Here is an 18,330-nt window from a genome sequence, read left to right as displayed (position 1 = left end):
GCATCGGAGAAGGTACTTGGCTAACAGTCCGAGTCTCGCAAAACCGGGTCGTGGCGCGGCGAAGTTCGGTGACCTGCGCCGGCGGGCAGTGTTTCTGCTGCTGGCGCTGGTTGTCTACCGTATCGGCGCGCATATTCCGGTGCCGGGTATCGACCCGGATCAACTGGCGAAGCTGTTTCAGAGCCAGGCGGGCGGCATCCTTGGCATGTTCAACATGTTCTCGGGTGGCGCGCTTTCGCGATTCACGGTGTTTGCGCTGGGGATCATGCCGTACATCTCGGCGTCGATCATCATGCAATTGCTGGCAATCGTGTCGCCGCAACTGGAGGCGCTGAAGAAGGAAGGGCAGGCTGGGCAGCGGAAGATCACGCAATACACGCGTGTCTTCACTGTGTTGCTTGCGACTTTCCAGGCTTTCGGTATCGCAGTGGCACTTGAGAATCAGCCGGGCCTCGTGATCGATCCGGGCATGGTGTTTCGCCTGACGACGGTCGTGACGCTGGTGACGGGCACGATGTTCCTGATGTGGCTCGGCGAGCAGATTACCGAGCGCGGTCTGGGCAACGGCATCTCGATCATCATTTTCGGTGGTATCGCGGCGGGCTTCCCGAATGCGATCGGTGGTCTCTTCGAACTGGTTCGTACCGGCTCGATGTCGATCATCTCCGCGATCATCGTTGTCGCGCTGATTGGCGCGGTGACGTTTGTGGTGGTGTTCATCGAACGCGGCCAGCGCAAGATTCTCGTGAACTACGCGAAGCGCCAGGTTGGTAACAAGATTTACGGCGGTCAGTCGTCGCACCTGCCGCTCAAGCTGAACATGTCGGGCGTGATTCCGCCGATCTTCGCATCGTCGATCATCCTGTTCCCGGCAACGATTCTGAGTTGGTTCAGTTCCGGTGCAACCGCCGGTGGCTGGTTCGCGGACACGCTGCATAACGTGGCCGAGGCGCTGAAGCCGGGCCAGCCGGTGTATGTATTGTTGTATGCGTTGGCGATCGTATTTTTCTGCTTCTTCTACACCGCGCTGGTGTTTAACAGCAGGGAGACCGCCGACAACCTGAAAAAGAGTGGCGCATTCGTCCCGGGTATCCGTCCGGGCGACCAGACGGCACGCTATATCGACCGGATCCTCACGCGTCTGACGTTGGCCGGTGCGATCTATATCGTGTTCGTTTGTCTGCTACCCGAATTTTTGGTGCTGCGCTGGAATGTGCCGTTTTATTTTGGTGGAACGTCGCTGCTGATCATCGTCGTCGTCACCATGGACTTCATGGCGCAGGTGCAGTCGTACGTAATGTCGCAACAGTATGAATCGCTGCTGAAGAAAGCCAATTTCAAAGGCGGCGGCGTCCCAATGCGCTAAAGGACTTATGGCAAAAGACGATGTCATCCAGATGCAGGGTGAAGTTATCGAAAACCTGCCTAACGCTACCTTCAGGGTAAAGCTGGAGAACGGCCATGTCGTATTGGGACACATCTCCGGAAAGATGCGGATGCACTACATCCGTATCCTGCCCGGCGACAAGGTGACAGTTGAGTTGACGCCTTACGATCTGTCGCGTGCGCGGATCGTGTTCCGGGCGAAGTGATTTGAAAAAAGGGTAATATCATGAAAGTGATGGCATCGGTTAAGCGTCTCTGCCGCAATTGCAAGATCATCAAGCGCAAGGGCGTTGTGCGCGTGATTTGCAGCTCTGATCCGCGCCACAAACAGCGCCAAGGCTGAACGCCGCGCTTTTGCTTGCGCTTTTTGTTTGAGGAAAAACAATGGCTCGTATCGCAGGGGTAAATATCCCGAACCACCAGCATACCGAAATCGGCCTGACGGCTATTTACGGTATCGGCCGCACGCGCTCGCGCGTCATCTGTGAAGCCGCTGGTGTGGCATTTTCGAAGAAGGTCAAAGACCTGAACGACGCAGACCTCGAAAAGCTGCGTGAAGAAGTCGGCAAGTTTATCGTCGAAGGCGATCTGCGTCGCGAAACGACGATGAACATCAAGCGCCTGATGGATCTCGGCTGCTACCGCGGCGTGCGCCATCGCAAAGGGCTGCCCCTGCGTGGCCAGCGCACGCGCACGAATGCCCGTACGCGTAAGGGTCCGCGTCGCGCAGCGCAATCGCTGAAGAAGTAAGCGGGACTGACAGTTACCAGGAAAACGTATGGCTAAGGCTTCGAACAACACCGCGGCGCAACGCGTTCGCAAGAAGGTCAAGAAGAACGTCGCCGAGGGCGTGGTTCACGTTCACGCGTCGTTCAACAACACCATCATCACGATCACCGATCGTCAAGGCAATGCGCTTGCCTGGGCGACCTCGGGTGGCCAAGGCTTCAAGGGTTCGCGTAAGTCGACTCCGTTTGCGGCTCAGGTCGCGGCAGAATCGGCTGGCCGCGTGGCGATGGAATACGGCGTGAAGAACCTCGAAGTGCGGATCAAGGGCCCGGGCCCGGGCCGTGAGTCCGCGGTGCGCGCGCTGCATGGTCTTGGTATCAAGATCACCGCGATCTCCGACGTGACGCCGGTTCCGCACAACGGCTGCCGTCCGCCGAAGCGTCGTCGTATCTAAGACACGCTTTTCGCATACGCCTGTTTCCGCCGGGTGTGAAATCGGCGGCAACGGGCGACTTGCTTTATTGAATTGACTAAGCCCACCGTTCGACCCAAAGGGTTCGGACTAGCGTGAACCCGAGTTCACGTGATCAAACATAGAAGGAATGCAACGTGGCACGCTATATCGGCCCTAAAGCCAAGCTGTCCCGCCGTGAAGGCACCGACCTCTTCCTGAAGAGCGCGCGCCGTTCGCTCGCCGACAAGTGCAAGCTCGACAGCAAGCCGGGCCAGCACGGCCGCACGTCGGGCGCGCGTACGTCCGACTACGGCACGCAATTGCGCGAAAAGCAAAAAGTGAAGCGCATTTACGGCGTTCTCGAGCGTCAGTTCCGCCGCTACTTTGCCGAAGCCGACCGCCGCAAGGGCAATACGGGTGAAAACCTGCTGCAACTGCTCGAGTCGCGTCTCGACAATGTCGTGTACCGCATGGGCTTCGGCTCGACGCGCGCTGAAGCGCGTCAGCTGGTGAGCCACAAGGCGATCACCGTGAACGGTACCGTCGCGAACATCCCGTCGCTGCAAGTGAAGGCAGGCGACGTGGTCGCGGTGCGCGAACAGTCGAAGAAGCAGGCGCGCATTCTCGAGGCGCTGTCGCTGGCTGAACAAGGCGGTCTGCCGAGCTGGGTCGCTGTCGACACGAAGAAGTTCGAAGGCACGTTCAAGCAAATGCCGGAACGCAGCGACATCGCTGGTGATATCAACGAAAGCCTGATCGTCGAATTGTATTCGCGCTAATCGGATTGACGGCCGGGGTACCCTGATTGCGTTGTGCAAGGGGGCACCTCGGCTGTTTATTTTCAGGTTGTTACCGGTCAGCCTTATCGGTGTAACGAGCCGAGGGTATTGAAAAGGAAAACCTATGCAAACCAGTTTGTTGAAACCCAAGATTATCGCTGTGGAATCGCTGGGCGAGAGCCACGCGAAGGTGGTCATGGAGCCGTTCGAACGCGGCTATGGCCATACCTTGGGTAACGCGCTTCGGCGCGTATTGCTGTCGTCGATGATCGGCTATGCGCCGACCGAAGTGACGATCGCAGGCGTCGTGCACGAGTATTCGACGCTCGACGGTGTGCAGGAAGACGTGGTCAACCTGTTGCTGAACCTGAAAGGCGTGGTGTTCAAGCTGCATAACCGTGATGAAGTGACGGTTACGCTGCGCAAGGAAGGCGAAGGCGTCGTGACCGCGGGCGACATCGAACTCGCGCACGATTGCGAAGTGATCAACCCGGATCACGTGATTGCGCATCTGTCGAAGGGCGGCAAGCTCGACGTGCAGATCAAGGTCGAGAAGGGCCGTGGTTATGTGCCGGGCAACGTGCGTCGTTATGGCGAAGAGTCGGCCAAGATCATCGGCCGCATCGTGCTGGACGCGTCCTTCTCGCCGGTTCGCCGCGTGAGCTATGCGGTGGAAAGCGCGCGTGTCGAACAGCGTACCGACCTCGACAAGCTCGTGATGAACATCGAAACCAACGGTGTGATTTCGCCGGAAGAAGCGATTCGCCAATCGGCGCGCATTCTGGTCGATCAGCTGTCGGTGTTCGCTGCGCTGGAAGGCACGGAAGCCACTGCGGAAGCGCCGTCGCGTGCACCGCAGATCGATCCGATCCTGCTGCGTCCGGTCGATGACCTCGAACTCACGGTTCGTTCCGCGAACTGCCTGAAGGCCGAGAACATCTACTACATCGGCGATCTGATCCAACGCACCGAAAACGAACTGCTGAAGACGCCGAATCTCGGCCGCAAGTCGCTGAACGAAATCAAGGAAGTGCTTGCGTCGCGCGGTCTGACGCTTGGTATGAAGCTCGAAAACTGGCCGCCGGCTGGTCTCGACAAGTAAGTCGTAGCGCGTCGGCACTCAGTGCAGTAGCTGCACCGCAACTGGCAAAGACGCGGATTTTCCTTTAAAATCCGCGTCTTGCCGTTTCTCTACCGGCCCGTGCCCCGAGGTTCATGTGAAGAAGGCAATCACCTGAACCTGGTGCGATAGAAGAGCTGGGTTAAAACTTTGAATCAAGGAAATTGAAATGCGTCACCGCCATGGCCTGCGGAAACTGAACCGCACGAGCAGCCACCGTCTGGCAATGCTCCGTAACATGTCCAACTCGCTGATCGAGCACGAAGTCATCAAGACCACGGTGCCGAAGGCGAAGGAACTCCGTAAAGTCGTCGAGCCGCTGATCACGCTCGGCAAGAAGCCGTCGCTCGCGAACCGTCGTCTGGCGTTCAACCGCCTGCGCGATCGTGACTCGGTCACGAAGCTGTTTGACGTGCTCGGTCCGCGTTTCGCGAACCGTCCGGGTGGTTACCTGCGGATTCTGAAGTTCGGTTTCCGCGTCGGTGACAATGCGCCGATGGCGCTGGTCGAATTGCTCGACCGTCCGGAGCCGGCAGAAGCCGAGAACGTCGTTGAAGCTGAATAAGCTTGCTGTCGGCTGATACGAAGAACACAAAAAACCAGGCCTCGTGCCTGGTTTTTTGCTTTAAGGCGCGTTGTGACGCCGCGGCGCAGGCACGGGCCGAATACACTTTGGCCGCAAGGCAGCGCAAGGCAGCGCAAGGCAGCGCAAGGCAGCTCAGGTGGCATACGGCAGCGCAAGGCAGCACCCAAAGCCGGAGGCCCAATCTGCCAGGTGATACGATAGTGCGTGCAGATTCTGCACAGCTTGAGGAGGCGTCGCAGACGATGAACGTGATCCTGATGTTGACCACGATGCCTGACACGACCGCCGCCGAAAAGCTGATGTCAGCCATTCTGGCCGCGCGCCTCGCGGCATGCGCAACGCAGCTGGGCGCGGTGCGATCGAGCTTTCACTGGCAGGGCAAGATCGAATCAGCCGATGAAGTGCAAATACTGTTCAAAACAAGCGTGGGCCGGGCACAGGAGCTCGAGCAGTTCATCCTGTCGCATCATCCTTACGACACCCCGGAAATCCTTTCGTGGCAGGCCATTGCGTCGGCCGCGTACGGGCAGTGGGTCAATACCGAAACTCAACGTCCGATCCATGTTTAACTGCCTGAATTCGCCATCGCGCGACGTCGCGCGCGTTGCCAAGCTGTTCAAGTTGCTGTTCGCGAGTCTGCTTATTGCGCTGTTTTCAGCCGGCGTGGCGCGCGCCGCCGACGATTTTCTCGACCCGGCCGTCGCGTTCAAATTCAGCGCGACGGAACAACCCGGCGAGGTCGACGTCCATTACAAGATCGCGGACGGCTACTACATGTACCGCGAACGTTTTTCCTTTGCAGTCCGCAACGGCACCTCGACGATCGGCGATCCGCAATTGCCCGCCGGGCATATCAAGTTTGATGAGACGTTCCAGAAAAACGTCGAAACGTATCGCAACGAGCTGACGATCCGTATCCCCGTCAAGCAGGCGGCCGGAGCATTCGATCTGGCCGTGACGTCGCAGGGGTGTGCCGACGCGGGCATCTGTTATCCGCCGATGGAGCGTGTGTATCACGTCGACGGCGCCGCGCTGCAGTCTGCCGCAGCGGGCGCGACGAGCAACGCGATACAACAAACAGCAAAATCCTCCACGACGTCCAGCCAAGGCAACTGGTACGAACGCGCGACCAGCGCGGACTACGCCCAATCGTTGCTGCAGGGCGGGGGATTCTTCGCGATCGTCGGCTTGTACTTCGTCGCGGGCATGGTGCTGAGCCTGCTGCCGTGCTCTTACCCGATGATTCCGATCCTGTCCGCGATCATCATCGGGGAAGGTGCTCGTGTCACGCGTGCGCGCGGCTTCGCGTTGTCGCTCGCGTACGTAATCGGCATGGCGCTCGTCTACACCGCACTCGGTATCGCCGCCGCGCTTGTCGGCCAGAGCCTCGGCGCGTGGCTGCAAAACCCCTGGGTGCTCGGCGCATTCGGCATCCTGCTGACCGCGTTCGCCGTGACGCTGATCGCCGGCGTCGATATCGCGTTGCCGCAGCGCTGGCAAAACAGTGTGTCGAGCGTCTCCGAGCGGCGCTCGGGCGGCAAGTTCGCCGCCGTCGCTGTGATGGGCGCGCTGTCGGCGCTCGTGGTCGGCGCGTGCATGACCGCGCCGCTGTTCGCGGTGCTCGCGTTTATCGCGCATACCGGCAACGCGGTGCTAGGCGGTGCCGCTTTGTTCTCGATGGGAATCGGGCTCGGCGTGCCGCTGCTTATCATCGGCTTGGGCGCCGGCACGCTTCTGCCGCGTGCCGGCGGGTGGATGGACAGCGTGAAGGTGTTTTTCGGCGTCGTCCTGCTTGGCGCCGCGCTGTGGATCGTGTGGCCGGTGCTCGGTGGCACCGCGCAGATGCTGTTGAGCGTGCTCTGGCTGCTTATCGCCGCCGCGGCATTGGGACTCTTTTCGCCGCAGCAGGCGGGCAGCAGCTCGGTCTGGCGTGGCCTCGGACGTGGTCTCGGCGCCGCCTTCGCGATCTGGGCCGCGGTCCTGCTCGTCGGGGTGGCCGCGGGATCGAGCGACCCGCTTCGGCCGCTTGCCGTGCTCGCCAGCCGCGCTGCAGGCCCAGGCCCGACTGCAAACGGCGCTGTGAATCCGACTGCCAATGTACAAAGCGATCTGGCGTTCGCGCCGGTCAGCTCGTCAGGGCAGCTGGATCAGGTCGTCAAATCGGCTGCGCAGCCCGCGATGCTCGACTTCTATGCGGACTGGTGCGTCAGCTGCAAGGAAATGGAGAAATTCACGTTTAGCGACCCGCGCGTGAATGCGCGCTTAAAGCAACTGAAACTTCTGCGCGCTGACGTCACCGCCAACAATACCGACGACCAGGCGTTGCTGAAGCGGTTCAATCTGTTCGGACCGCCGGGCATCATCTTTTTCAATCAGGATGGCAAAGAGGTGCTGCGCGTCGTCGGATACGAATCGGCCGATACGTTCCTGCGCAGCCTCGATCGCGTCGCCGCTGCGCAACCGTTACCGCAGTCCTGATCGATGCCGCCGGCGCGAAAGCGCGGTACGCACATCGGCGTTACATCAACGAAGCAAACCAACAAAAAAGCGGAGCATTCTGAACGACGAATGCTCCGCTTTCTCAATTTGCCGCGACTGCAATGCTCGTCGCGCGTCGCCTTGCATACCGCACTACTTCAAGGCACACGCAAGGCCCACACTACGCAAACCTGCAATTCACGACATCCCTGTCAAGAATCAACCGTTCACTTCTGCGCGCGAAGCAGCCGCGCCGCGTCGAGGGCGAAATACGTCAGGATGCCGTTCGCACCTGCGCGCTTGAACGCGAGCAGCGATTCCATCATCACCTTGTCGTGATCGAGCCAGCCGTTCTGCGCGGCTGCCTTCAACATCGCGTACTCACCGCTGACCTGATACACATACGTCGGAAAATGAAACTCGTCGCGTACGCGGCGCACGATGTCGAGATACGGCATGCCCGGCTTGACCATCACCATGTCCGCGCCTTCATCGATGTCGGCGCGAATTTCGCGCATCGCTTCGTCCGAATTGGCGGGGTCGAGCTGATACGTCATCTTGTTGCTCTTGCCGAGATTCGCCGCGGAACCGACCGCATCGCGAAACGGCCCGTAGAACGCCGACGCAAACTTGGCCGAATACGCCATGATCCGCGTGTGGATGTGCTCCTCGCTCTCGAGCATCTCGCGGATCGCACCGATACGGCCGTCCATCATGTCCGACGGCGCAACGATATCGACGCCCGCTTCGGCCTGCGCCTTCGCCTGTTCGACCAGAATCTCGACAGTGGCGTCATTGATCACATAACCGGCTTCGTCGAGCACGCCGTCCTGGCCGTGGCTGGTGTAAGGATCGAGTGCGACGTCCGTCAGCACGCCGAGCTCGGGGAAGTGCTTCTTCAATTCGCGCACGGCACGCGGGATCAGGCCGGCGGAGTTGGTCGCTTCGCGGCCGTCGGGCGTTTTCAGCGACGCTTCGATCGCCGGGAACAGCGACAACACCGGCACGCCCAATGCGACGCACTGTTCGGCCACGCCCATCAGCAGATCCACCGACACGCGCTCGACGCCGGGCATCGAAGGCACGGCCTGCCGCACGTTGGCGCCTTCGACGACGAACACCGGATAGATCAGGTCATTAGTGGTGAGAACGTTCTCGCGCATCATGCGGCGCGAGAACTCGTCGCGCCGCATCCGGCGCGGACGGTGATGCGGGTAAAAACTCATATCGAAACTCGTGCGAATGTGAAACCGAGGGCGGGTGGGTGCCAGAAACTTTTTGAGACAATGGTATATCATACCGATCGAGCAAGGCGCGCTGCGCCGACCTCCCCGCTTCTCCTCCCTGAGCGGGTGCCTGTCGTTTTTCGATTAGGCTGTTTAACCCGCCGTCAATGTGCGGCGGGTTTTTTTATGGTCGGCCGGAAACTGCGCTCGCTGTTGCTGGGCGTACGTTCTGCGGCGCCAAGCCCATCGTCGCGAACGAGCGCGTCAGCCGCGCGGCATTCGACAATGGCCGCAATCACGCCGCGCTGCCCGAATCGTCGGCCGGATCGCTGCCGATATCGGGCGCAACCCAGCTCTCGATCAACTCATGTGCTTCTTCGAAACCGATGCGCTTGAGCGCGGAAAAGAGCTGCGCGGTGAGTTCGCCCTGATAGCCGGCCGCACGATACTCGGCAAACCCTTTTTGTGTCGTGCGCAGCGCGTTGGTGCCTTCCTGACGCGTCAATTTGTCACATTTGGTCAGCAGCGTATGAATCGGCTTGCCGGTGGGCGCGAACCACTCGATCATGCGCCGGTCCAGTTCGGTGAGCGGGCGGCGCGAATCCATCATCAGGATCATGCCGCGCAACTGCGCGCGCGACTGCAAGTAAGTTGACAGCAAGGCTTCCCAGTGCGCCTTCGCGGCGCCTGGCACTTCCGCATAGCCATAACCCGGCAGATCGACCAGATGCGCGACCGGCTCGTCGGCCGGCCCGACCGAGAAGTAGTTGATGTGCTGCGTACGCCCCGGCGTTTTGCTGGCGAACGCGAGACGCTTCTGATTGCACAGCACGTTGATCGCCGTGGACTTGCCCGCATTCGAGCGCCCGGCAAATGCAATTTCAGGTTGCGCGGTGCTCGGCAGATCGCGCAAATGATTGACCGTGGTGAAAAAGCGGGCCTGGTGGAGCAGAAAGGACATGAAAGAGACCGGAATGGAATGCAGGACCTGACGACGCACGGAGCGATGCCTGGCAACGGTGGAACGGGCAGAAGCGGGGCATATCGGCCCCGCGTGAAGGGCATTTTTCCAGCGCGCGTCGAAGGCCGTGTCCGGACTGGCTGCGGGGCAAGCCCGACTGGCGTCTTCGCGATTAGCGAGTTATTGTACAATACGATGGTTTACTGAAAACCTGTAAAGCCGTATGCAACAAGGCGCACGCTCAATGCGTAACAGCGTTGCCTGGCTTGAGTTGCGTGACATGGGGTAATTCAATCAGGTAATTCGGTCGCCGTCGTATTTTGCAGAACCTCTAATTCCCACAAGACGAAACAGGGTGTGCGAATGAATCGACTGGGCAGGATGCTGGTGGTGCTTCACACAGCGGTAGGTCTTTCAGGTTTGGCGGTACAGGCAAAAGCGGCAGAGCAGGCAAAGCCGGATTTGAATCGGGGGCAGGCAATCGCAGCGCAGGTATGCGCTTCGTGTCACGGTGCGGATGGCAATAGCGCAGGCGGTGCGTATCCGAAACTCGCCGGCCAGCATCCGGAATACCTCGTCAAAGAGCTCAAGGATTTCAAAACGCAGCCGGGCGCAAAGCAGCCCGCGCGTAGCAATCCGATCATGGCCGGCATCTCGGGCGCGCTGTCCGACCAGGACATGGTGAACGTGGCCGCGTATTTCTCCACGCAGGTGCCGAAGCCCGGCTACGCGCACAACAAGGACACGGTCCCGCTCGGACAAAAGATCTACCGCTCGGGCATCGCGGATAAGGGCGTGCCGGCCTGCGCAGGTTGCCACGGGCCGACCGGCCAGGGCATTCCGTCGCAGTATCCGCGGCTGTCGGGGCAGTGGGCCGAGTACGTTGCGGCGCAGTTGACCGCGTTCCAGCAAGGGCCGGGCGCGCGCAACAACAACGAGGCGATGCATGCTATCGCGCAGCGTCTCTCGGATAGTGAAATCAAGGCCGTCGCTGATTACATCGCCGGTTTGCATTAAGCTAGCGTCCGCACCAGTCGCGCGGACTTGGCGGCGAACCGGGCAGACCATTGCCGCTATGCGTGCACGGTCTGCTGACGAGTCGTAGAGCCCGTCGTCAAAGCGGGCAAAAAACAAGAAAAGGGTGAGGGCGTCGCCGCGATGCGACGGCCCTGCACCCTTTTTTGCTGTTCAGTCGGAGTTTGAATGAGCGTTACCACATCGGGTCTGCAGTCGAAATCGCGCCAGCGAATCGCGCGCGAACTCATCGAGTTGCTTAGCTCGATGCGCTTTGCGATCGCGATGCTGGTGATCCTCGCAATCGCGAGCATCATCGGCACCGTGCTGACTCAGGACGACCCGTACCCGAACTACGTCAATCAGTTCGGCCCGTTCTGGGCGGACATCTTCCGGTCACTCAGCCTCTACACGGTGTACAGCGCGTGGTGGTTCATGCTGATCCTCGGCTTTCTGATCACGTCGGTGTCGCTGTGCGTGATCCGCAATGCGCCGAAGATGATCGCCGATACGAAGAGCTGGAAGGACAAGGTGCGCGAAGCGAGTCTGCGCGCGTTCCATCACAAGGGTGAGTTCGTCGCGCAGGGTTCGCGCGCCGAGGCTGCCGCGACGCTGTCGCAACTGTCCGGCAAGCTCGGCTACAGGTTCGTCACGCGCGAGTCCGACGGCGCAACGCTGATTGCCGCGAAGCGCGGCGCGATGACGAAGCTCGGCTATATCTCGGCGCATCTTGCGATCGTGATCATCTGCATCGGCGGCCTGCTCGACAGCAATCTGCCGATCAAGCTGCAGATGTGGCTCTTCGATAAATCGCCGATCAGCAGCAATACGGTGATCAACGACATCCCGCCCGAGCATCGGCTGTCGCAGTCGAATCCGACGTTCCGCGGTTACGCGTGGGTGCCCGAAGGGCAGCACGTGTCGACTGCGATTCTGAACGAGCCGAACGGTTCGCTGATCCAGGATCTGCCGTTCTCGATCCAGCTCGACAAGTTCATCGTCGATTACTACACGACGGGGATGCCGAAGCTTTTCGCGAGCGACATCGTCGTGATCGACCATAAGACTGGCCAGCGCATTCCGGCTCGCGTCGAGGTGAACAAGCCCTTCGAGTACGACGGCGTGTCGATCTATCAGTCGAGCTTCCAGGACGGCGGCTCGGAGATGAAGATGACCGCGTATCCGATGAGCGGCGGCAGCGCGAAAACGGTACCGTTCGACGGCACGATCGGCAGTTCCACGCCGCTCACGGGCAACGTTCCCGGCGAGGACGGCCAGACTGTCGAATTCGCCGATTTCCGCGCGATCAACGTCGAAAACATCACGAACGGCAGCGGCCAGACCGACGCGCGCGGCGTCGCGGCGCATCAAACGCTGCAACAGGCGTTCGATGAGCGCCTCGGTTCCGGCGCGAAGACATCCAGGCCGCTCGATCTGCACAATGTCGGGCCGTCGGTGCAATACAAAGTGCGCGACAAGGACGGCCAGGCGCGCGAGTACAACAACTACATGCTGCCGGTCGAGGTTGCCGGCGATCGCGTGTTCCTCGCCGGCATGCGCACGAATCCGGACGATTCGTTCCGCTACCTGCGCATCCCCGCGGACGAGGGCGGCACGGTCAAGGAGTGGATGAACCTGCGCGCGGCGCTGGAAAATCCGGCGACGCGCGCCGAAGCCGCGCATCGATTCGCGCAGCGTTCGGTGCCGGGCTCGAATCAGGAATTGCAGCAGCACCTGGAGGAGAGCGCGGTGCGCGTCCTGACGCTGTTTGCCGGCGCCGACAGCAGTCTGGGCACGCCGCCGCGCGGCCAGGCGTTCGGCGGCTTCCAGGCGATCGCGACGTTTATCGACCATTCGGTGCCGAAAGCCGAGCAGGAGAAGGCGGCGGGACTGTTGCTGCGCATGCTGGAAGGCGCGATGTGGGACGTCTGGCAGCTGTCGCGCACGCAAGCGGGCGAGGCGCCGGTGCAGCCCGGCGATGCGTCCAGCCGTTTCGTGCAGAACTCGATCAATGCAATTTCTGACAGCTTTTTGTACGGATCGCCGGTTTATCTGCAACTCGACTCCTTCAAGCAGGTGCAAGCTTCGGTATTTCAGTTGACGCGCGCGCCGGGCAAAAAAGTCGTGTATCTTGGCAGCCTGCTCCTCGTGCTGGGCATCTTCTCGATGTTCTATGTGCGCGAACGGCGCCTGTGGTTCTGGCTCAAAGACACGGATCGCGGCGTGAACGTCGTGATGGCGATGTCGAGCGCACGCAAGACGTTCGACTTCGACAAAGAGTTCAAAGAGACGCGCGATGCGGTCGGTGCGGTGCTCGGCGCCAAACCGGCCGACGATTCCGTAGCGTCCGCTGCGTCCGGCGGCGGCAGCCATCCGGCTGCGCCGGCAACCGGCCCACAAGATTCGAACCGGTAAGATCATGGACTTGACTCAGGTTTCCTCCTCCACGCCTTCCCAACGGCCCGGCGCCGCGCCCGCGGCATACAGCGGCCTGCTCGACGACCGCCCGTTCCTGAAGCGTCTCAAAGCGTTCGACTGGCTATTCGCGCTGGTGCTGGTCGGCGGTGCGGGGTTTGCGCTGACGCGCTACCACGGGTTCATGAACTATTACGACAAGCTGGTGCTGGTGTGCTCGGTGCCGGTGTTCGTCGTGCTCGGCTGGCGCTGGAAACCGGTGCGGCCTCTGATGATCGGCATCGCGGCACTGTCGCTGCTGGCCATCCAGATTTACCACGGCGACCTGTCGCGCGCCGATAACGCGTTTTTCCTCAAATATTTCCTGTCGAGCCAGTCCGCGATTCTCTGGATGAGCGCGCTCTTTGTGTTCGCCACGCTCTTCTACTGGATCGGCCTGCTATCGCGTTCGCCGGTGGGCGCCGCAATCGGTTCGAAGATGACGTGGGCGGCCGTGCTGATGGGTTTCACCGGCCTGATGGTGCGCTGGTACGAGTCGTATCTGATCGGCGCGGACGTCGGCCATATTCCGATCTCGAACCTGTACGAAGTGTTCGTGCTGTTCAGCCTGATCACCGCGCTTTTCTATCTGTATTACGAATCGCATTACAACACGCGCGCGCTCGGTGCCTTCGTGCTGCTCGTCATCACCGCCGCGGTCGGCTTCCTGATGTGGTATTCGATCGCGCGCGATGCGCAGCAGATCCAGCCGCTCGTGCCGGCGCTGCAGAGCTGGTGGATGAAGATCCACGTGCCGGCCAACTTCATCGGTTACGGCAGCTTCGCGCTGTCGGCGATGGTCGGCGTCGCGTATCTGATGAAAGAGCGCGGCGTGCTGGCCGACCGGCTGCCCACGCTCGATGTGCTCGACGACCTGATGTACAAGTCGATCGCGGTCGGCTTTGCGTTCTTCACCGTCGCGACCATCCTCGGCGCGCTGTGGGCCGCCGAGGCGTGGGGCGGCTACTGGAGCTGGGATCCGAAAGAAACCTGGGCGCTGATCGTTTGGCTGAACTATGCGGCATGGTTGCATATGCGCCTGATGAAGGGACTGCGCGGCGCGGTCGCCGCATGGTGGGCGCTCACCGGCCTGCTGGTCACGACGTTCGCGTTCCTCGGCGTGAATATGTTCCTCTCCGGGCTGCACAGCTACGGAAAGCTGTAGCAAGCTGTCATATCCACGGCCGGAAGCCGACCAAACAACCGCCGTGTGCGCTGCACCGGCGGTTTTTTTATGCTGGTACGGGATGATTTCGGAATCTCTTTCGTTTGCTACAACAGGAAGTAGTGGACGACCACATCGACCACGGGTCGAACCATCAATGAGCGGGCCGGGGCAGGCGCGCGAGGAGCAGCATCATGTGGATCAGGCGAACCGGCGCGTCGCGGCTGGCCGGCGACGACATTCCGCGCAGCGAGATCACCCCGCAGCGGATATTTGAAAACAGGCGGCGCGTGCTGCAGGCAGCCGGCGCCGCGGCGCTCGGCGGACTGATCGGCGCGCCCGGCGACGCATTTGCGGCGTTCTCGTCGCCCGATTCGAAGGCCCAGAAGCTGGCGGCAAAGACCAATCCGAAATTTGTCGTAGCCGACAAGGCGACGCCGTATCAGGACATCACCACGTACAACAACTTCTATGAGTTCGGCACCGACAAGTCCGACCCGGCGCATCACGCGGGCACGCTGCGGCCGCGTCCGTGGAAGGTGAGCGTCGAAGGCGAGGTGAAGAACCCGAAAGTCTACGATATCGACGAGTTGCTGAAGCTCGCGCCGCTCGAGGAGCGCGTGTACCGGCATCGATGCGTCGAGGGCTGGTCGATGGTGATTCCGTGGGTCGGCGTGCCGTTGTCCGAACTGATCAAGCGCGCGCAGCCGACCGGCAACGCCAAGTATGTGCAGTTCATCACGCTAGCCGATCCGTCGCAGATGCCCGGCCTGTCGGACCCGATTCTCGATTGGCCGTATTCGGAAGGCCTGCGGATGGATGAAGCGATGAGTCCGCTGACGCTGCTGACGATGGGCCTGTACGGCCAGGTGCTGCCGAATCAGAACGGCGCGCCGGTGCGCATTGTCCTGCCGTGGAAGTACGGCTTCAAGAGCGCGAAGTCACTGGTGAAAATCCGCTTTGTCGAGCAGCAGCCGCCGACCAGCTGGAACACCTATGCGCCGCACGAATACGGCTTCTATTCGAACGTCAACCCGAACGTCGACCATCCGCGCTGGAGTCAGGCCACCGAACGCCGGATCGGCGAAGACGGCTTTTTCACGCCGAAGCGCAAGACGCTGATGTTCAACGGCTACGGCGATCTGGTCGCGTCGATGTATCAGGGCATGGACCTGAAGAAATATTTCTGAGCGGGAAGACGCAGATGGCAACGGACACGCAAGCGGTACCCGGAGGCGGCAACGCGCAGCGCTCGTCGCCATCCGCGACTGGCGGCGCCGCAGGTGCGGCCGGCGTCGTTGCGGCGACGAAACGGCCTGCCGCGGCGGCCGGGGCGCGCTGGGTCGTGCCGGTGAAGATCGCGGTGTTTATCGCGGCGCTCTATCCGCTCGGGCGGCTCGTGCTGTTCGGCTTTACCGGTCAGCTGGGCGCGAATCCGATCGAATTCATCACGCGCTCGACCGGACTGTGGACGCTCGTGTTCCTTTGCATCACGCTAGCCGTCACGCCGTTACGCAAGCTCACCGGCGTCAATGCGTTGCTGCGGTTTCGCCGGATGCTCGGTCTCTATGCGTTCTTTTACGGCGCGCTGCACTTCACGACGTATTTCTGGTTCGACAAGTGGTTTGACGTCGCCGAAATTCTGAAGGACATCGGCAAGCGGCCGTTCATCACCGTCGGCTTTGCCGCGTTCGTGCTGCTGATTCCGCTTGCCGTGACATCGCCGAAAGCGATGGTGCGCCGGCTCGGCCGCCGCTGGCAGGTGCTGCATCGCGCGATCTATCTGATCGCGACGCTCGCGATTCTGCACTTCTGGTGGATGAAGGCCGGCAAGCACGATCTGATCTTGCCGAAGATCTACGGTGCGATTGTCATCGCGCTGCTCGGCTGGCGGCTGATCGTGTGGGCGCGCGAGCGGGCCGCGCGGCGTCGGCACGCCTCTGCCTCTGCCTCTTCTTCGGCGTCAGTCCGGTAGCCGCGCTTCGCCGGCAAACAGCTGCTGCACGTCTTCCCGCGCGCGAACCAGGTGCACCTTGTCGCCGTCGACCATCACTTCAGCCGCACGCGGGCGCGTGTTGTAGTTCGAGCTCATCACGAAACCGTACGCACCGGCCGAGCGGACCGCGAGCAGATCGCCCGGTTCGACGGCCAGCGCCCGGTCGCGGCCCAGCCAGTCGCCGCTTTCGCAGACCGGACCGACCACGTCGTATACCTGTTGCGGCGCGGAGCGCATCACCACCGGCTCGATCGCGTGATACGCCTCGTACATGGCGGGGCGCGCGAGGTCGTTCATCGCCGCGTCGACGATCACGAAATTCTTTTCCGCGCCGGGCTTCAGAAACTCGACGCGCGTCAACAGAATGCCGGCGTTGCCGACCAGCGACCGGCCCGGCTCGAAGTACACTTCGCGGTGCCCATGCCCACGCGCGTCGATCCGGTCGAGCACGGTGCGCACGAATACGCCGATATCGGGTGGCGTTTCGTTGTCGTACGTGATGCCGAGACCGCCGCCGACGTCGATATGGCGCACGGTCGCGCCGTCCGCTTCGATCTGCGCGACGAGTTCGAGCAGCCGGTCGACCGCATCGAGATACGGCGCGACTTCGGTGATCTGCGAGCCGATGTGGCAATCGATGCCGATCACTTCGAGGTGCCGCATCGCGGCCGCCGCGCGATAGGTTGCACGTGCATCGTCGAATGCGACGCCGAACTTGTTCGACTTCAACCCCGTCGAGATGTACGGATGCGTTTTCGCATCGACATCCGGATTCACGCGCAGCGACACCGGCGCCCGCTTGCCGATCGAACCCGCGACTTCGTTCAGGCGGTCGAGCTCCGGAATCGATTCGACGTTAAAGCATTTGACGCCGGCCACGAGCGCATCGCGCATTTCAGCGGCGCTCTTGCCGACGCCCGAAAACACGGTGTTTTCCGCCTTGCCGCCCGCAGCCAGCACGCGCGCCAGCTCGCCGCCCGACACGATGTCGAAGCCCGCGTTCATGCGCGCGAATACATTGAGCACCGCCAGATTGCTGTTCGCCTTCACGGCGACGTGAACGCTCGCACGTCGGCCCGCGCATGCGCCCGCATAGGCTTGCCACGCGTCGGTCAACGCGGCGCGCGAGTAGACGTAAAGCGGCGTGCCGAAGCGCTCGGCGAGCGACACGGCGGACACGCGTTCGGCGTGCAGCACGCCATCGACGTGGGCGAAAGCTGATCGAGTCATGCGAAGGTCTTATTGAGCTTGAGGAACGCCGGATGCGGGCTGTTGCGGGTTGGGTACGGTGGAACCGCTGGCGGGCATCTGCATCGAGTCGTCAGGCGAGAGCGTCAGCGCGGCGCCCGACGTGTCCGGAATGCTCGATGATGCCGTATCCGGCGTCGGTTTCACGTCTTCCGGCGACGGTGGTTGTGTCTGTTCTTGCGGCGGCTTGGGCGGCAGCGGTGGTACGGTAGGCAGATAAAGCGGACCGCGTTGCCCGCAGCCGGCAAGCGTGCCCGCTGCGAGAATGGACAAAGCCGCTACAATCGCGCTCATCCGGAAAACGGCTCGCATAACTGTCCCTGTATAACGAATCCGCTGGAGTTTAGCATGTCCGATACTGATTACCTGGCTCGTGCCGAGGCCGTGCTGACGGCGGTCGAGCGCGCACTCGACTACTCCGACGCCGATATCGAGTTCGAGCGCAGCGGCAATGTTCTGACGCTCGAATTCGAGAACGGGACGAAGATTATTGTGAACCTGCAGCCGCCGATGCACGAGATCTGGATTGCCGCGAAATCGGGCGGCTACCACTTCCGTTTCGTCGATGACGCATGGCGCGATACACGCAACGGCACGGAATTTTTCGCCGCACTGTCGGACTACGCGACGCAGCAGGCAGGGGAGCCGGTGCGCATTGCACCTTGAATGGTGTTGTGGCGCGTCGCGCTGCGCGGTGATCGGCTTCTGAAAATGGCGCTTGTGCGACGCATGGG

At 61.5% G+C, this 18,330-nt stretch carries 20 protein-coding genes; 16 read left to right on the top strand and 4 right to left on the bottom strand.

Annotated features, from left to right (window positions below):
* Nucleotides 1–16 precede the first annotated feature (16 nt).
* The 10 genes from secY (at nucleotide 17) to dsbD (ending at nucleotide 7,532) form a co-directional block, all read left to right on the top strand.
* Nucleotides 17–1,366 carry a preprotein translocase subunit SecY gene (gene secY / locus HV675_RS20465; protein ID WP_175112935.1) on the top strand — a complete coding sequence of 450 codons (1,350 nt, stop codon included), beginning with the start codon at nucleotides 17–19 and terminating at the stop codon, nucleotides 1,364–1,366.
* Between the two features lie 7 nt (nucleotides 1,367–1,373).
* The gene (gene infA, locus HV675_RS20460) at nucleotides 1,374–1,592 is read left to right on the top strand and encodes a translation initiation factor IF-1 (RefSeq protein WP_004521905.1); all 219 of its coding nucleotides are present in this window, start codon (nucleotides 1,374–1,376) and stop codon (nucleotides 1,590–1,592) included.
* Between the two features lie 20 nt (nucleotides 1,593–1,612).
* Complete coding sequence (gene rpmJ / locus HV675_RS20455) at nucleotides 1,613–1,729, top strand: 50S ribosomal protein L36 (RefSeq protein ID WP_175112934.1); 117 nt, start codon at nucleotides 1,613–1,615, stop codon at nucleotides 1,727–1,729.
* Between the two features lie 41 nt (nucleotides 1,730–1,770).
* Nucleotides 1,771–2,136: a 30S ribosomal protein S13 gene (rpsM, locus tag HV675_RS20450; RefSeq protein WP_175112933.1), complete on the top strand. Its 366-nt coding sequence runs from the start codon at nucleotides 1,771–1,773 to the stop codon at nucleotides 2,134–2,136.
* Nucleotides 2,137–2,164: 28 nt separating this feature from the next.
* A complete protein-coding gene (gene rpsK / locus HV675_RS20445) occupies nucleotides 2,165–2,569 on the top strand; it encodes a 30S ribosomal protein S11 (RefSeq protein WP_017777173.1) in 405 nt (134 codons plus the stop codon).
* Nucleotides 2,570–2,724: 155 nt separating this feature from the next.
* Entirely contained in the window at nucleotides 2,725–3,348 is a 624-nt protein-coding gene (gene rpsD, locus HV675_RS20440; RefSeq protein ID WP_175112932.1) for a 30S ribosomal protein S4, read from the top strand.
* 124 nt (nucleotides 3,349–3,472) lie between these two features.
* Complete coding sequence (locus HV675_RS20435) at nucleotides 3,473–4,450, top strand: DNA-directed RNA polymerase subunit alpha (protein ID WP_006052226.1); 978 nt, start codon at nucleotides 3,473–3,475, stop codon at nucleotides 4,448–4,450.
* Between the two features lie 187 nt (nucleotides 4,451–4,637).
* Nucleotides 4,638–5,033, top strand: coding sequence for a 50S ribosomal protein L17 (gene rplQ, locus HV675_RS20430; RefSeq protein WP_175112931.1), 396 nt, complete (start codon nucleotides 4,638–4,640; stop codon nucleotides 5,031–5,033).
* Nucleotides 5,034–5,296: 263 nt separating this feature from the next.
* On the top strand, nucleotides 5,297–5,623 hold the full coding sequence (gene cutA, locus HV675_RS20425) for a divalent-cation tolerance protein CutA (RefSeq protein ID WP_175112930.1): 327 nt from the start codon (nucleotides 5,297–5,299) through the stop codon (nucleotides 5,621–5,623).
* Nucleotides 5,616–7,532: a protein-disulfide reductase DsbD gene (gene dsbD, locus HV675_RS20420; RefSeq protein ID WP_175112929.1), complete on the top strand. Its 1,917-nt coding sequence runs from the start codon at nucleotides 5,616–5,618 to the stop codon at nucleotides 7,530–7,532. Before cutA ends, dsbD begins: the two co-directional genes overlap by 8 nt.
* A 227-nt stretch (nucleotides 7,533–7,759) precedes the next feature.
* Here dsbD and hemB read toward each other — a convergent pair whose 3' ends face one another.
* Both hemB and yihA read right to left on the bottom strand, forming a co-directional pair.
* Nucleotides 7,760–8,758 (bottom strand): porphobilinogen synthase, encoded by a 999-nt coding sequence (hemB, locus tag HV675_RS20415; protein WP_175112928.1) that lies wholly within the window; start codon nucleotides 8,756–8,758, stop codon nucleotides 7,760–7,762.
* Between the two features lie 295 nt (nucleotides 8,759–9,053).
* On the bottom strand, nucleotides 9,054–9,719 hold the full coding sequence (yihA, locus tag HV675_RS20410; RefSeq protein ID WP_175112927.1) for a ribosome biogenesis GTP-binding protein YihA/YsxC: 666 nt from the start codon (nucleotides 9,717–9,719) through the stop codon (nucleotides 9,054–9,056).
* Between the two features lie 363 nt (nucleotides 9,720–10,082).
* Between yihA and HV675_RS20405 the strand changes: the two genes are divergently transcribed.
* The 5 genes from HV675_RS20405 to msrQ all read left to right on the top strand — a co-directional run bounded on the left by HV675_RS20405 (nucleotide 10,083) and on the right by msrQ (nucleotide 16,327).
* Nucleotides 10,083–10,736: a c-type cytochrome gene (locus HV675_RS20405; RefSeq protein WP_175112926.1), complete on the top strand. Its 654-nt coding sequence runs from the start codon at nucleotides 10,083–10,085 to the stop codon at nucleotides 10,734–10,736.
* A 186-nt stretch (nucleotides 10,737–10,922) separates the two neighbouring features.
* Nucleotides 10,923–13,148, top strand: a complete 2,226-nt coding sequence (locus tag HV675_RS20400) for a cytochrome c biogenesis protein ResB (RefSeq protein ID WP_175112925.1) — start codon at nucleotides 10,923–10,925, stop codon at nucleotides 13,146–13,148.
* 4 nt (nucleotides 13,149–13,152) lie between these two features.
* The gene (ccsB, locus tag HV675_RS20395) at nucleotides 13,153–14,352 is read left to right on the top strand and encodes a c-type cytochrome biogenesis protein CcsB (protein ID WP_175112924.1); all 1,200 of its coding nucleotides are present in this window, start codon (nucleotides 13,153–13,155) and stop codon (nucleotides 14,350–14,352) included.
* A gap of 194 nt (nucleotides 14,353–14,546) precedes the next feature.
* A complete protein-coding gene (gene msrP / locus HV675_RS20390) occupies nucleotides 14,547–15,542 on the top strand; it encodes a protein-methionine-sulfoxide reductase catalytic subunit MsrP (RefSeq protein ID WP_175112923.1) in 996 nt (331 codons plus the stop codon).
* 14 nt (nucleotides 15,543–15,556) lie between these two features.
* On the top strand, nucleotides 15,557–16,327 hold the full coding sequence (gene msrQ / locus HV675_RS20385; protein ID WP_175112922.1) for a protein-methionine-sulfoxide reductase heme-binding subunit MsrQ: 771 nt from the start codon (nucleotides 15,557–15,559) through the stop codon (nucleotides 16,325–16,327).
* Here msrQ and lysA read toward each other — a convergent pair.
* Nucleotides 16,316–17,578 (bottom strand): diaminopimelate decarboxylase, encoded by a 1,263-nt coding sequence (gene lysA, locus HV675_RS20380; RefSeq protein ID WP_175112921.1) that lies wholly within the window; start codon nucleotides 17,576–17,578, stop codon nucleotides 16,316–16,318. The two genes, msrQ and lysA, sit on opposite strands and share 12 nt — an antisense overlap.
* A gap of 9 nt (nucleotides 17,579–17,587) precedes the next feature.
* On the bottom strand, nucleotides 17,588–17,908 hold the full coding sequence (lptM, locus tag HV675_RS20375; protein WP_175112920.1) for an LPS translocon maturation chaperone LptM: 321 nt from the start codon (nucleotides 17,906–17,908) through the stop codon (nucleotides 17,588–17,590).
* 36 nt (nucleotides 17,909–17,944) lie between these two features.
* Between lptM and cyaY the strand changes: the two genes are divergently transcribed.
* Nucleotides 17,945–18,262, top strand: coding sequence for an iron donor protein CyaY (gene cyaY / locus HV675_RS20370; RefSeq protein WP_175112919.1), 318 nt, complete (start codon nucleotides 17,945–17,947; stop codon nucleotides 18,260–18,262).
* Nucleotides 18,263–18,330: the final 68 nt, after the last annotated feature.

It is taken from the genome of Paraburkholderia solisilvae (genome assembly GCF_902859875.1).
Classification (GTDB): domain Bacteria; phylum Pseudomonadota; class Gammaproteobacteria; order Burkholderiales; family Burkholderiaceae; genus Paraburkholderia; species Paraburkholderia solisilvae.
This window is presented reverse-complemented; position numbering and strand designations above follow the sequence as displayed.

Excerpts from the sequence above, each read along its gene's own strand:
- cutA (WP_175112930.1), top strand. The coding sequence starts at position 5,297 with ATGAACGTGATCCTGATGTTGACCACGATGCCTGACACGACCGCCGCC.
- rpsK (WP_017777173.1), top strand. The coding sequence starts at position 2,165 with ATGGCTAAGGCTTCGAACAACACCGCGGCGCAACGCGTTCGCAAGAAG.
- ccsB (WP_175112924.1), top strand. The coding sequence starts at position 13,153 with ATGGACTTGACTCAGGTTTCCTCCTCCACGCCTTCCCAACGGCCCGGC.
- infA (WP_004521905.1), top strand. The coding sequence starts at position 1,374 with ATGGCAAAAGACGATGTCATCCAGATGCAGGGTGAAGTTATCGAAAAC.
- HV675_RS20400 (WP_175112925.1), top strand. The coding sequence starts at position 10,923 with ATGAGCGTTACCACATCGGGTCTGCAGTCGAAATCGCGCCAGCGAATC.
- yihA (WP_175112927.1), bottom strand. The coding sequence starts at position 9,719 with ATGTCCTTTCTGCTCCACCAGGCCCGCTTTTTCACCACGGTCAATCAT.
- msrQ (WP_175112922.1), top strand. The coding sequence starts at position 15,557 with ATGGCAACGGACACGCAAGCGGTACCCGGAGGCGGCAACGCGCAGCGC.
- rplQ (WP_175112931.1), top strand. The coding sequence starts at position 4,638 with ATGCGTCACCGCCATGGCCTGCGGAAACTGAACCGCACGAGCAGCCAC.
- HV675_RS20435 (WP_006052226.1), top strand. The coding sequence starts at position 3,473 with ATGCAAACCAGTTTGTTGAAACCCAAGATTATCGCTGTGGAATCGCTG.
- rpsM (WP_175112933.1), top strand. The coding sequence starts at position 1,771 with ATGGCTCGTATCGCAGGGGTAAATATCCCGAACCACCAGCATACCGAA.
- lysA (WP_175112921.1), bottom strand. The coding sequence starts at position 17,578 with ATGACTCGATCAGCTTTCGCCCACGTCGATGGCGTGCTGCACGCCGAA.
- rpmJ (WP_175112934.1), top strand. The coding sequence starts at position 1,613 with ATGAAAGTGATGGCATCGGTTAAGCGTCTCTGCCGCAATTGCAAGATC.
- cyaY (WP_175112919.1), top strand. The coding sequence starts at position 17,945 with ATGTCCGATACTGATTACCTGGCTCGTGCCGAGGCCGTGCTGACGGCG.
- hemB (WP_175112928.1), bottom strand. The coding sequence starts at position 8,758 with ATGAGTTTTTACCCGCATCACCGTCCGCGCCGGATGCGGCGCGACGAG.
- msrP (WP_175112923.1), top strand. The coding sequence starts at position 14,547 with ATGTGGATCAGGCGAACCGGCGCGTCGCGGCTGGCCGGCGACGACATT.
- HV675_RS20405 (WP_175112926.1), top strand. The coding sequence starts at position 10,083 with ATGAATCGACTGGGCAGGATGCTGGTGGTGCTTCACACAGCGGTAGGT.
- lptM (WP_175112920.1), bottom strand. The coding sequence starts at position 17,908 with ATGCGAGCCGTTTTCCGGATGAGCGCGATTGTAGCGGCTTTGTCCATT.
- dsbD (WP_175112929.1), top strand. The coding sequence starts at position 5,616 with ATGTTTAACTGCCTGAATTCGCCATCGCGCGACGTCGCGCGCGTTGCC.